This window comes from Sphingomonas sp. (assembly GCF_019635515.1).
GTDB lineage: Bacteria > Pseudomonadota > Alphaproteobacteria > Sphingomonadales > Sphingomonadaceae > Sphingomonas.
On the sequence record NZ_JAHBZI010000002.1, the window covers coordinates 538,141 to 550,736 of the forward strand.

Consider the following 12,596-nt stretch of genomic DNA (forward strand, 5'->3'; position numbering starts at 1 on the left):
GCAACATGCGCGACGGCTAGAGCAGACGCAGGATCAGCCAGCCGGCCAGTCCGAGCTGGATCAGCAGGGTCGCCGTCACGCCGAGCGCTCGCGGCAGCGGCGGCGGGCCTTTCGAGGGAATGTAAAGACCGATCGCGTGAAGCAGCCGCGCGGTAACGAAGGCGACCGCGAAATACATCAGGATCCGGGGATCGGCGCCGCCATATTCGAGCAGGCCGATCAGGATCAGCGCGATCGGCGCGTTTTCGGCGAGATTGCCATGTGCCCGGCTGGCCGAGGTGAGGCCGGGATCGTCGCCCAGGCCGAACGCGGTGCGCGTCCGGAAGCGGTTGCGGATCGTGTCGAGCGCGAGAAGCACGAGCAGGATCGCCAGCGCGGCGGCGGTGAAGCCGGTAATCGGCAGGTGCATGGTCGTCTCCCCCAAAAAATCGGGAGGAGGCTAGTCGCCGGTGACGGCTAAGTCGATCAGGCGGCGCGAGGCGTTGTCTTCGCTCAGGCGGCGCGGGCCTGGGTCATGACCAGCCACGCGCGCGCGGCCTTCTGCGCTTCGATGATCTCGCGCGCGGTCATGTCTTCGCTGATCTCCGCGCGGCAATCCTTGGCGCGCTCGTCGCCGGACATCGCCGCGAGGTTGAACCACTTATGCGCTTCGATCAGATCGATATCCATGCCCTCGGCGCCGCTCGAATAGACGACGCCCAGATCATAGCATGCATTCGAATCCCCGCGCGCCGCATCGCGGAGCCGGCTTTCCATCAGAAACTGTGCGCTCTTGAGGCTGTTGCCCATGTCGCTTCCCCTTATCCACCCACCCTCGGGTAGATGCAGGGTTTCGCAGCCAATCTGACAACAAATGGTTAACAGCGTTAACCGTGATTGGCCTGACCTTCGCCACCGATGACGGCCGTGATCGCCCGGAGACGGGCGCTGGCAAGAAAGCTCACGCAGCGCGGGCTGGTGGCCCGCGCAAGGGGGCTGACGCAGTCCAGCGTTCGTCTCCGGGCGACCGCGAAGCGGCGGGCGCATTTTGGCGTTGGGCGGCGTCATTCGTCGGTCCTGACGGCACCACGTCACTCCCTCCTCATTTCTTGCCAACGCCAAAATGCGCTCCGCCCCGACCGCCATCGGTGGCGAAGGTCAGGCCCTATTCATAGGTGACGGCGATGTTGTCGATCAGGCGGACGCCGCCGATCCGGGCGGCGGCGAGCAGGCGCATCGGCTGACCTTCTTGCGGGCTGTCCAGCGTCGCGGCATCACGCAATTCGACATAATCGACATCGAAGCCGGCGGCGCTCAGCGTATCGATCGCCTGCGCCAGCGCTGCCGCCGGATCGCCGCCGGTGGCGATGGCGCGCTCGGCGGCGCCCAGTGCCCGGGGGAGCGCCACCGCCCTGGCGCGGTCCTCGGGCAGCAGATAGACATTGCGCGAGGAGAGCGCGAGGCCGTCATCCTCGCGCTGGGTCGGTACGCTCTGGATCGTGAGCGGCAGCTTGAGATCGTCGACCATGCGGCGGATGACCGCCAGTTGCTGCCAGTCCTTCTCGCCGAACAGCGCGACATCGGGCCGCACCTGATCGAACAGCCGCGCGACCACCGTGGTCACGCCATCGAAATGGCCAGGGCGGTGCGCGCCATCGAGCATGTCGCCGATCGCGCTCGCCTTCACATCGATCTCGGGTCCGTTGGGGTACATTTCCTCGACGGCCGGCATCCACAGCAGATCGACGCCGGCGCCCGACAGCATCCGCGAGTCGGCCTGCTCCTTGCGCGGATATTGGGCGAAATCCTCATTGGGTCCGAACTGGGTGGGATTGACGAAGATCGAGACGACCACGCGGTCGGCGGCCAATTTCGCCTCCTCGACCAATGCCATATGCCCCGCGTGCAGCGCGCCCATGGTCGGCACCAGCGCCACGCGTAGCCCTTCCGCCCGGTAGGCGGAAATCGTCTCGCGCAGCGCTTCGAGGCGACGGATGGTTTGCACGCGTTAACACTTTCGATAAGACAGGGAGCGCGGCCTTCTATGGGGGAGGGGCGGCACGATCAATAACGGAAGTTGAGTAGCTTGAGCGACGATCCGAAGCGGCTGCACGTCCTGGTTTTCGCCAATGAGAAGGGCGGCACCGGCAAGTCCACGACCGCGGTGCATGCGGCGATCGCCCTCGCCTTCAAGGGCGCCCGGGTCGCCTGCTTCGATCTCGATCATCGCCAGCGCACGATGGGCCGCTACCTCGACAATCGCCGGGAGACGATCCGGCGCACCGGGCGCGAGTTGCCGATGCCGGTCTACGAGACCCATGACGGCGAGAGCATGGACTTCTTCTCGTCGACGCTTGAGCGGCTGGGCGAAGATGCCGATTTCCTCGTGATCGACACGCCGGGCCGCGACGATCGCTTCGCGCGGATCGCGGTCACCAATGCCGACACGCTGGTGACGCCGATGAACGACAGCTTCGTCGATTTCGACCTGATCGGGCAGGTCGATCCCGAGACCTTCCGCGTCTCGCGCCCGAGCTTCTATTCCGAGATGATCTGGGATTCGCGCAAGCGCCGCGCCAAGGCCGATGGCGAGAGCATCGACTGGGTCGTGCTGCGCAACCGCATGCAGCATATCGAGGCGCGCAACATGAAGCGCGTCTCCGAAGCGATCGACCAGCTTTCCAAGCGGGTCGGCTTCCGGGTGATCTCCGGCCTGTCGGAACGCGTCATCTATCGCGAGCTGTTTCCGCAGGGGCTGACCATGCTCGATTCGGGCGAATTCGGCGCGATGGGGCTCAGTCATGTCGCCGCGCGGCAGGAACTGCGCGAGATGATGGCGGGGCTGGCGCTGCCCGAAGTCGCGCTGCCACTGTTCGCATGACGGCGCGCGCCTGATGGCCAAGATGCTCCTGGCCGCGGCGATCGTCGCGGCGATCTATTATATGTTCATCAGGCCGCGCCCGAAGCCGGCGATGAAGCCGCAGCGCTCGCTCGGCGAGGAAGAGGCGCGCGCGATCCTGGGCGTGGCGCCGGATGCCGATGCCGAAGCGATCCGCGCGGCGCACCGCCGTCTGGTGACCGCGCTCCATCCCGACAAGGGGGGCTCGGCCGAGCTTACCCGGCGGATCAACACGGCGCGCGATACCTTGCTTGGATAAATCCTCCCCGCGCCCCGGGGAGGATCATGTTGCAACTTCCTGCTCGCTGGCGGATTAGCCCCGTACCAATCCCCGGAGGCACCATGACCCATCGTTTCGATCCCACTTCGCTGCGCGAGTACGACATTCGCGGAATCGTTGGCGAGGCGCTCGGGCCCGATGACGCGCGGGCGATCGGGCGGGGTTTCGCGACGCTGCTGCGCCGGGCCGGCGGGCGGCGGGTCGCGGTGGGGATGGATGGGCGCGTCTCCTCGCCGATGCTGCGCGATGCGCTGGTCGCGGGGCTGACCGCTTCCGGCTGCGACGTGGTGCGCACCGGCATGGGGCCGACGCCGATGCTCTATTATGCCGAGGCGACGCTAGAGGTGGACGGCGCCATCCAGATAACCGGCAGCCATAATCCCGGCAATTACAATGGCTTCAAGATGGTGTTCCAGCATCTTCCGTTTTTCGGCGAGGACATCCAGACGATCGGCAAGCTGGCGGCGGAAGGCGATTGGGAGGAAGGCGACGGCAGCGAGACGGTCACCGACGCCGATGTCGAGGATCTGTATGTCAGCCGGTTGTTCGCGGGCTATGCCGGCGGTGCGTACCGGATCGGCTGGGACTGCGGCAATGGCGCCGCCGGCAACGTCATCGAGAAGCTCGTCAAGCTGCTGCCGGGTGAGCATCACACGCTGTTCACCGAAGTGGACGGCAATTTCCCCAATCATCATCCCGATCCTACCGAGGAAAAGAATCTCGCCGATCTCAAGAAGCTTGTCGCCGACAAGCGGCTCGATTTCGGACTGGCCTTCGACGGCGATGGCGACCGGGTCGGTGCGATCGATGGCTCGGGCCGGGTGATCTGGGGCGATCAGCTTCTCTCCATTCTGGCGGTGCCGGTGCTGCGCAAGGATCCCGGCGCGACGATCATCGCCGATGTGAAGGCCAGCCAGATGCTCTACGACCGCGTCGCCGAGCTCGGCGGGCAGCCGCTGATGTGGAAGACCGGGCACAGCCTGATCAAGACCAAGATGAAGGAAACCGGCGCGCCGCTGGCGGGCGAGATGAGCGGGCATATCTTCTTCGCGCAGGATTATTACGGCTTTGACGACGCGCAATATGCCGCGGTCCAGCTGATCAACGCCGTCCACATCATCGGCAAATCCATGACCGAGATCCGCAGCGACATGCCCGAATTCATCAACACCCCGGAGATGCGCTTCCAGGTCGATGAGAGCCGCAAGTTCGCGGTGGTCGAGGAAGTGCTGGCCCGGCTCGAAGCCGAAGACGCGGACGTCAACCGCACCGATGGCGCGCGGGTCAACACCCCCGATGGCTGGTGGCTGCTGCGCGCGTCGAACACGCAGGACGTGCTGGTCGCGCGGGCCGAGGCGAGGTCGCAGGAGGGCCTCGACCGGCTGATGGCGCAGATCGACGCCCAGCTGGCGGCAAGCGGGCTGGCGCGCGGGCCGCAGGCAGCGCACTAGGCTGCGCCGGGCTTGAACTCCGCGGTGAGGTCGTAGCGGTCGCCGGGGAAGAGCTGTTCGACGCGGGTGACCGGCATATCGATGCGCCACGTCTGGCGCTCGATCAGCAGGCAGGCCTTGCCGGCGGGCATTTTGAGCAGTCCGGCCTGTTCGGTATTGGCCTCGACCGCGCGGATCTGGTGGCGGGCGCGGGTCCAGGGGACATGGCTAAGCAGCCAGCCGCCGGGGGAGATTTCCGCGAACGCCTCGGTTTCCGCCTGCGGGACGGCGGCGAGGAAGATCGTGCGAGCCTCAAGGCAGAGCGGGCGATCCGCGGCGTAATGGACGCCGGTGACGATGAGTTCGCCGCCATCCGTCTGGCGATCGAGCAATTCCCAGCGATAGGCTTCGCCGCGCGCGGCGATCATCGCGGCGAGATCGGGGACTTCGAGCACTGCGGAATGGACCTGCGGATCGGCGACGAACGACCCCGCCTTGCGGCGGCGCTCGATCAGGCCGGCACGGGCGAGACGGGTGAGCGCCTTGTTGACCGTCGCGCGCGAGCAGCCATAGGAGGCGACCAGCTCATGCTCGAACGGAATGCGCATCCCCGGGCGCCATTCGCCCGAATGGACGCGGGCCTCGATATCGGAGCGGATGCGCTCCTCGACGGTCATGCGAGCAGCGACGCGACTGTCTGGCGATAGCGCGCGGCGACCGCAGCGGCGGCGATGTGGCGGCCTTCGGTCACGATCTTGCGCCCGCCGCGCCACACCGCATCGATCGCGCCGTGGCGGGCGGCGAAGATCCACGCGTCGAGCAAAGTGTCGTCGGCCATGCCAGCGAGCGCGGGATGATTGGCGTCGAGCGCGACGATGTCGGCGGGGTGGCCGATGGCGATGCCGCCGGTGACGCCGAGCGCCTGCGCGCCGCCAGCCTGCGCGGCGTCGAACAGGGTGCGGCCGACCGAGGCGCCTTCGCGGGCCAGCAAGGCGCGGCGGCGATGGGCGAGGCGCTGCGAATATTCGATCCCGCGCAATTCGCCAGCCGCATCGACGAGGATGTTGGAATCGGTGCCGACGCCGATACGCCCACCAGCCTCCAGATAGCGAATCGCCGGAAAGATGCCGTCGCCGAGATTGGCCTCGGTGACCGGGCACAGGCCAGCGACCGCTTTGCTTGCTGCGAGGCGGTCGCATTCGCCGTTGGTCAGGTGCGTCGAATGGATCAGGCACCAGCGGGCATCCACCGCCGCATTGTCCAGTAGCCACTCGACCGGACGCGCGCCGCTCCATGCGATGCACGCCTCGACTTCCTTGGTCTGCTCGGCGGCGTGAATGTGGATCGGGCCGTTGACGAGCGGGATGATCGCCGCCAGCTCTTCGGGCGTGACGGCGCGAAGCGAATGCGGGGCGATGCCGAGCACCGCGTCCGCAGGCAGCCTGGCGCGGCTGGCCTCGACCAGGCGCGCAAAGCCATCGACGTCGCTGAGGAACCGGCGCTGGCCGGGGGCGGGGGGGGCGCCGCCGAAATCGCCATGCGCGTAGAAAACCGGCAGCAGGGTCAGGCCGATGCCGCTCTCCTCCGCCGCGGCGGCGATCGCACCCGCGGTCTCGGCGGGATCGGCGTAACGCCTGCCGTCCACGTCATTGTGGAGATAGTGGAACTCGCCGACGTGGGTGAAGCCGGTCTCGAGCATCTCGACATAGGCCTGGGCGGTGATCGCGGCGATATCCTCGGGGGTGAGCCGGTCGAGGAAGCGGTACATCACTTCGCGCCAGCTCCAGAAATCGTCGTCGGGCCGTCCGCGCCGTTCCGACAGGCCAGCCATGCCGCGCTGGAAGCCGTGGCTGTGGACGTTGCTGAGGCCGGGGAGCGCGATGCCTTGACGTTCGCCGCTGGGCTGGGCGCCGGTTTCGATCGAAGTAATGCGGCCATCGGCCACGCCGATCCGCACGCTTTTGGCCCAGCCTGTGCCCAGCAACACGCTTTCGAACCACAATGTCTGCATCGCCGGCCTCCTGCATATTATGTCTAGACATAATCGGGCGGCGTGCGCAACATCAGCGGCATGGACCGGCTCTGGACCAATGCCCGACTCGCGACGATGACCGGCGACGGCCTCGGCGTGATCGAGGACGGCGCGGTTGCCTGTCGTAATGGCCGGATCACGTATGCCGGGCCGCGCGGCGGTGCGCCCGACGCCGCCGAGACGACCGATTGCGGCGGCCGCTGGATCACGCCGGGCCTGATCGATTGCCACACCCATCTGGTCCACGCCGGCGACCGTGCGGGCGAATGGGCGAAGCGATTGGAAGGTGTCTCCTATGAGGAGATCGCCCGCGCCGGCGGCGGCATCCTCTCGACGATGCGCGCCACCCGCGCCGCCAGCGAAGCCGAGCTGGTCTCGCTCGCGCTCCCCCGGCTCGATGCGCTGCTGGCGGAAGGCGTCACCACCATCGAGATAAAATCGGGCTATGGCCTGACGGTCGAGGACGAGCTCAAGATGCTTCGCGCAGCCCGCGCTCTGGGTGATGTTCGCAAAGTTCGCGTCTCGCCGACCTTGCTGGGTGCGCATGCATTGCCGCCCGAATATGCCGGCCGTGCGGACGAATATGTCGATCTGGTGTGCGAGGCGATGATCCCCGCCGCGATCGGATTGGCGGACGCGGTGGACGCGTTTTGCGAAGGCATCGGGTTTACGCCCGAGCAATCCGGTCATGTGCTCGCGGCAGCGCGCAGGGCCGGCCTCGCGGTCAAGCTCCATGCCGAGCAATTGTCGGCGCTCAATGGCGCCAGCCTTGCCGCGCGGCACGGCGCGCTCTCGGCCGATCATCTCGAACATGCCGATGAAGCCGACGCCAAGGCGATGGCGGCTGCGGGCACGGTCGCGGTGCTGCTGCCGGGCGCTTATTATTTCATGCGCGAGACGCATCTGCCGCCGGTCGATCTGTTCCGCACGCATAATGTGCCCATCGCCATCGCCACCGATTGCAACCCGGGCACCTCGCCGACGACCTCGCTGCTGCTGATGCTCAACATGGGCGCGACGCTGTTTCGCCTGACCGTCAGCGAAGTGTTGCGCGGCGTCACAGTGAACGCCGCGCGGGCGCTGGGCCTGTCGAGCGAGATCGGCACGCTGGAGGCGGGCAAGGCCTGCGACCTCGCGATCTGGGACATCTCCGACCCCGCCGAGCTGGTCTACCGGATCGGCTTCAACCCCCTGCACGCGCGAGTGAAAGACGGAATATGCTGCTGACCCCCGGTGCGGTTCCCTATGCGGACTGGCGCGCAATCTATCTTGGGGGATCGGTCGAGCTCGACCCTGCCTGCCGCCCGCTTGTCGCGGAGAGCGCCGCGGCGGTGCAGCGCATCCTGGCGCGCGGCGAGCCGGTCTATGGGATCAACACCGGCTTCGGGAAACTCGCCAGCGTGCGGATCGAAAGCGAGGATCTCGCCACGCTCCAGCGCAATATCGTGCTGAGCCATGCGGCGGGGGTCGGCGAGCCGATGCCGGTGTCGGTGGCGCGGCTGATGATGGCCTTGAAGCTCGCCAGCCTGGCGCGGGGCAATTCGGGCGTGGCGATGGCGACAGTCGACCTGCTCGAAGCGATGCTTGCCAAGGGGCTGGTGCCGGTGGTGCCGGCGCAGGGGTCGGTCGGCGCCTCGGGCGATCTCGCCCCGCTCGCGCACATGACCGCGGCGATGATCGGGGTCGGCGAGATTTTCGTCGATGGCGCGCACCGCCCCGCTGCGGACGCGCTGAGGCTGGCCGGGCTGTCGCCGCTCGAGCTTGGGCCGAAGGAAGGGCTGGCGCTGCTCAACGGCACGCAATTCTCTTGTGCCTATGCGCTGGCGGCGTTGTTCGAAGCCGAGCGGCTGTATCGCGCGGCGCTCGTCACCGGGGTGCTCTCGACCGAGGCCGCCAAGGGTTCGGACACGCCGTTCGATCATCGCATCCATGCGTTGCGCGGCCATGGCGGACAGATCGAGACTGCCGATGCGCTGCGCGGGCTGATGGCGGGATCGGCGATCCGCGCCTCGCATGCTGTCGATGATGTCCGCGTGCAGGACCCGTACTGCCTGCGCTGCCAGCCGCAGGTGATGGGCGCGGTGCTGACCGTTTTGCGCCAGGCTGGCGATACGCTCGTCACCGAAGCCAATGGCGTTTCGGACAATCCGCTGATCTTCGCCGATACCGACGAAGCGCTGTCGGGCGGCAATTTCCACGCCGAGCCGGTGGCGTTCGCGGCGGACATGATCGCGCTGGCTTTGTGTGAGATTGGCAGCCTTTCCGAGCGGCGGATCGCGATGCTGGTCGATCCGGCGCTGTCCGGCCTGCCCGCGTTCCTGACCCCGCAGCCGGGACTCAATTCGGGATTCATGATCCCGCAGGTGACCGCCGCCGCGCTCGTCTCGGAGAACAAGCAGCGGGCGACGCCGGCGAGCGTCGATTCGATCCCGACCTCGGCCAATCAGGAGGACCATGTCTCGATGGCCGGGCATGGCGCGCGGCGGCTGATGGCGATGGCCGAGAATGTCGACCATGTGCTTGCAATCGAATTGCTGGCGGGGGCGCAGGGGTGCGACTTCCATGCGCCGCTGAAGTCCAGCGTGGCGGTGGAAGCGGTGCGCGACAGGCTTCGCGCGGTGGTGCCGACGCTCGATCATGACCGTCATATGGCGCCCGACATGGCGGCGGCGGCGGGGCTGATCCGCGCGCCGGAGCTGGTAAGCGGCTTGCCGGGGATCGCGTGATGAACTGGCTGCATATCGAGCGCAGCGACACGCCGCTGATCCTGGCGTTTCCGCATGGCGGCACGGGGCTAGCGGGCTTTGACGATAGCTTCCGCTCGCGCTGGTGGGCGATCCGCGATGCCGACTGGCATATCCGCGCGCTCTATGAGGGCCTGGCCGACGCGACCTTCATCTGGACCGACATCTCGCGCAGCGTGATCGATTGCAACCGCGATCCTTCGGGACAGTCGCTCTATCCGGGGCAGACGACTACCGGTCTGTGCCCGACCGAGACCTTCGACGGCGAGCCGCTGTACCGCGACGGCTATGAGCCCGATCCCGCCGACCGGATGGCTTGGTTCACGCCCTATCATGCGGCGATTCGTGCCGAGATCGCGCGGCTGCGCGAAAAGCATGGCCGCGTCGTGCTGTATGACTGTCATTCGATCCGCAGCCATGTCCCGCGCCTGTTCGACGGCGAATTGCCCGAGCTCAATATCGGCACCGATATGGGCAAGACCTGCGATATCGCGCTCAGCGATGCGGTGGTCGCGGCCAGCGCGGGGCGCAGCCATGTTCTCAACGGCCGCTTCCGGGGTGGCTGGACGACGCGGCATTATGGCCAGCCGGACAGGGGCGTGCACGCGATCCAGATGGAGATCGCGATGCGCGCCTATCTCGACGAGCCCTCCGGGGAGCCGCACGAGCAAAACTGGCCTCCAGAGTGGAACCCCGATCGCACTGCCGGCCTTCGTGCCGATCTCGCTCAAATCCTCGCCGCAGCCATGGCCTTTGCGAAAGACCCCGCATGACCCGTCTCGACAATAGCCGCCACATCCAGGCCGCGACCGGCACCGACCTCACCGCCAAGAGCTGGCTGACCGAAGCGCCCTTGCGGATGCTGATGAACAATCTCGACCCACGCGTTGCCGAGAACCCCAATGAGCTGGTCGTCTATGGCGGGATCGGGCGGGCGGCGCGCGACTGGGAGAGCTATGACCGCATCGTCGAGACGCTGCGGCGGCTGGAAGCGGATGAGACGCTGCTGATCCAGTCGGGCAAGCCGGTCGGCGTGTTCCGCACCCACGAGAATGCGCCGCGCGTGCTGCTCGCCAATTCCAACCTGGTGCCGAAATGGGCGACCTGGGAGCATTTCCACGAATTGGATCGCAAGGGTCTGGCGATGTACGGCCAGATGACCGCGGGCAGCTGGATCTATATCGGCAGTCAGGGGATCGTGCAGGGCACCTATGAGACGTTCGTCGAAGCCGGGCGCCAGCATTATGGCGGCGATCTGAGCGGACGCTGGATCCTGACCGCCGGGCTCGGCGGGATGGGCGGCGCCCAGCCGCTGGCGGCGACGATGGCCGGCGCCTCGTGCCTTGCGGTCGAATGCCAGCCGAGCCGGATCGAGATGCGGCTCCAGACCGGCTATGTCGATCGCGCCACCGACAGCCTCGACGAGGCATTGGAGATCGTCACTACCGCCAAGTCGCCGGTTCCGGTCGGGCTGCTCGGCAATGCCGCCGACATCTATCCCGAGCTGGTGCGGCGCGGGGTGCGGCCCGATCTGGTGACCGACCAGACTTCGGCGCACGATCCGGTCAATGGCTACCTGCCGCAGGGCTGGACGCTGGAGCGCTGGTTCGCCGAGCGTGAGAGCGATCCGGCCGCAGTTGCGAAAGCCGCCAAGGCATCGATGGCCACGCATGTCCGCGCGATGCTCGATTTCCACGCCGCCGGCATCCCTACGGTCGATTACGGCAACAACATCCGCCAGGTCGCCTTCGACGAAGGCGTCGCGGACGCGTTCGATTTCCCCGGTTTCGTGCCCGCTTATATCCGCCCGCTCTTCTGCCGTGGCGTCGGGCCGTTCCGCTGGGCCGCGCTCTCCGGTGATCCCGAAGACATCTACAAGACCGATGCCAAGGTGAAGGAGTTGCTGCCCGACGACGCGCACCTCCACCGCTGGCTCGACATGGCGCGCGAGCGGATCCAGTTCCAAGGCCTGCCGGCGCGGATCTGCTGGGTGGGTCTGGGCGACCGGCACCGGCTTGGCCTGGCGTTCAACGAGATGGTCGCCAACGGCGAGCTCAAGGCGCCGGTGGTGATTGGCCGCGATCACCTCGATTCAGGCTCGGTCGCCAGCCCCAATCGCGAGACCGAGGCGATGATGGACGGCACCGATGCGGTATCCGACTGGCCGTTGCTCAACGCCTTGCTCAACACCGCGAGCGGCGCGACCTGGGTGTCGCTGCACCATGGCGGCGGGGTCGGCATGGGCTATTCGCAGCATTCGGGAATGGTGATCGTCGCCGACGGCACGGCGCAAGCGGCGGCGCGGCTCGAACGGGTGCTGTGGAACGACCCCGCGACCGGCGTGATGCGCCACGCCGATGCCGGCTATGACATCGCGATCGATTGCGCGCGCGAGAAGGGGCTCGATTTGCCGAGTATCGGCTAACGCTTGATGATCCGCTTGCGCAGGTCGCGCATCCCGAGCGTGACGGCGGCGGGGATGACATCCTCGCCGCCGGCGCTCATCGCGCTCCACACGACCTTGCCGGCATTGTCGGTGGCGGACATCGAGAGCGTTGGCTTGCCGCTCCACATGATCAGCGTTGCCTTGACGGTCAGGTCGGCGGGACCGCCCGGCTCGATCACCGTCGCGCCGCTTTCGCGCTCGGCGGCGCGGAGCAGGACCGCGCTCGATGCCTTGGCGAGTGGCGCGTACCGCGCGTCGCCGGTCTCATCGACGACCTGGGTGATGGCGATGCGATAGGGCGCGGGTGCGGCCAGCCGCGAGGCCAGCAGCCCGGCGACGAGGACGAGCAGCGCAGCGATTCCGGCAAGGATCAGCGCGCGTGGTTTGCGGGCCGGTGCCGACGCCTCCGCCGCATCGGCGCGCAGGCGATATCCGCGCTTGGCGACCGTCTCGATATATTCGGGGCTGCGCGCGGTATCGCCGAGCGCCTCGCGGAGATCGCTGACGACGATCGCGACGCTGTTCGCACTTACCGCCCGCCCCTGCCACACCGCCTCCAGGATCATCTCGCGCGAGACGACCGAGCCGCGATGGCGGCACAGCAGCTCCAGCGTCCGCGCCGCACGATGCTCGAGCTTGTGGCGTTTGCCGGGCATACGCAGCTCGTCTTCGGCGGGCGCGAACCGCCAGCCGCCGATCGCGATCTCGCCAGTCTTTTCGACAATCGCCACGCACAATCCTCCGCCGCTCGCTTGTCGTCCAATCGATGGGTCCCGGCAACCAGCC

13 protein-coding genes are annotated in these 12,596 nt (G+C 67.3%); 7 read left to right on the plus strand and 6 right to left on the minus strand.

Annotated features, from left to right (window positions below; genetic code table 11):
* Nucleotides 1-16: 16 nt before the first annotated feature.
* The 3 genes from KF730_RS14855 to panC all read right to left on the minus strand — a co-directional run bounded on the left by KF730_RS14855 (nucleotide 17) and on the right by panC (nucleotide 1,984).
* Nucleotides 17-409 carry an MAPEG family protein gene (locus KF730_RS14855; protein ID WP_294098581.1) on the minus strand — a complete coding sequence of 131 codons (393 nt, stop codon included), beginning with the start codon at nucleotides 407-409 and terminating at the stop codon, nucleotides 17-19.
* Between the two features lie 83 nt (nucleotides 410-492).
* The gene (locus KF730_RS14860; protein WP_294098583.1) at nucleotides 493-789 is read right to left on the minus strand and encodes an SEL1-like repeat protein; all 297 of its coding nucleotides are present in this window, start codon (nucleotides 787-789) and stop codon (nucleotides 493-495) included.
* A gap of 355 nt (nucleotides 790-1,144) precedes the next feature.
* Entirely contained in the window at nucleotides 1,145-1,984 is an 840-nt protein-coding gene (gene panC / locus KF730_RS14865; protein ID WP_294098586.1) for a pantoate--beta-alanine ligase, read from the minus strand.
* Nucleotides 1,985-2,065: 81 nt separating this feature from the next.
* On the opposite strand from panC, the gene KF730_RS14870 reads away from it, so the two are divergent.
* From KF730_RS14870 to pgmG, 3 genes are all read left to right on the plus strand, one after another.
* On the plus strand, nucleotides 2,066-2,860 hold the full coding sequence (locus KF730_RS14870) for a division plane positioning ATPase MipZ (RefSeq protein WP_294098587.1): 795 nt from the start codon (nucleotides 2,066-2,068) through the stop codon (nucleotides 2,858-2,860).
* 13 nt (nucleotides 2,861-2,873) lie between these two features.
* Complete coding sequence (locus KF730_RS14875) at nucleotides 2,874-3,137, plus strand: J domain-containing protein (RefSeq protein ID WP_294098589.1); 264 nt, start codon at nucleotides 2,874-2,876, stop codon at nucleotides 3,135-3,137.
* An 83-nt stretch (nucleotides 3,138-3,220) separates the two neighbouring features.
* Complete coding sequence (gene pgmG / locus KF730_RS14880) at nucleotides 3,221-4,609, plus strand: phosphoglucomutase/phosphomannomutase PgmG (protein ID WP_294098591.1); 1,389 nt, start codon at nucleotides 3,221-3,223, stop codon at nucleotides 4,607-4,609.
* Here pgmG and KF730_RS14885 read toward each other — a convergent pair.
* Both KF730_RS14885 and KF730_RS14890 read right to left on the minus strand, forming a co-directional pair.
* Nucleotides 4,606-5,265, minus strand: a complete 660-nt coding sequence (locus tag KF730_RS14885) for a UTRA domain-containing protein (RefSeq protein WP_294098592.1) — start codon at nucleotides 5,263-5,265, stop codon at nucleotides 4,606-4,608. The genes pgmG and KF730_RS14885 overlap by 4 nt on opposite strands.
* Nucleotides 5,262-6,599, minus strand: a complete 1,338-nt coding sequence (locus KF730_RS14890) for a formimidoylglutamate deiminase (RefSeq protein WP_294098594.1) — start codon at nucleotides 6,597-6,599, stop codon at nucleotides 5,262-5,264. The genes KF730_RS14885 and KF730_RS14890 overlap by 4 nt, the downstream gene beginning before the upstream one ends.
* A gap of 60 nt (nucleotides 6,600-6,659) precedes the next feature.
* Between KF730_RS14890 and hutI the strand changes: the two genes are divergently transcribed.
* From hutI to hutU, 4 genes are read left to right on the plus strand one after another with little or no spacing between them, the layout of a single operon-like run.
* A complete protein-coding gene (hutI, locus tag KF730_RS14895) occupies nucleotides 6,660-7,847 on the plus strand; it encodes an imidazolonepropionase (RefSeq protein ID WP_294099900.1) in 1,188 nt (395 codons plus the stop codon).
* Nucleotides 7,838-9,346 carry a histidine ammonia-lyase gene (gene hutH / locus KF730_RS14900; protein WP_294098596.1) on the plus strand — a complete coding sequence of 503 codons (1,509 nt, stop codon included), beginning with the start codon at nucleotides 7,838-7,840 and terminating at the stop codon, nucleotides 9,344-9,346. The genes hutI and hutH overlap by 10 nt, the downstream gene beginning before the upstream one ends.
* Nucleotides 9,346-10,137, plus strand: a complete 792-nt coding sequence (gene hutG, locus KF730_RS14905) for an N-formylglutamate deformylase (RefSeq protein ID WP_294098598.1) — start codon at nucleotides 9,346-9,348, stop codon at nucleotides 10,135-10,137. The genes hutH and hutG overlap by 1 nt, the downstream gene beginning before the upstream one ends.
* Nucleotides 10,134-11,789 (plus strand): urocanate hydratase, encoded by a 1,656-nt coding sequence (gene hutU / locus KF730_RS14910; RefSeq protein ID WP_294098600.1) that lies wholly within the window; start codon nucleotides 10,134-10,136, stop codon nucleotides 11,787-11,789. The genes hutG and hutU overlap by 4 nt, the downstream gene beginning before the upstream one ends.
* Here the strand turns inward: hutU and KF730_RS14915 are convergent.
* Nucleotides 11,786-12,541, minus strand: coding sequence for a winged helix-turn-helix domain-containing protein (locus KF730_RS14915; protein WP_294098603.1), 756 nt, complete (start codon nucleotides 12,539-12,541; stop codon nucleotides 11,786-11,788). The two genes, hutU and KF730_RS14915, sit on opposite strands and share 4 nt — an antisense overlap.
* Nucleotides 12,542-12,596 lie beyond the last annotated feature (55 nt).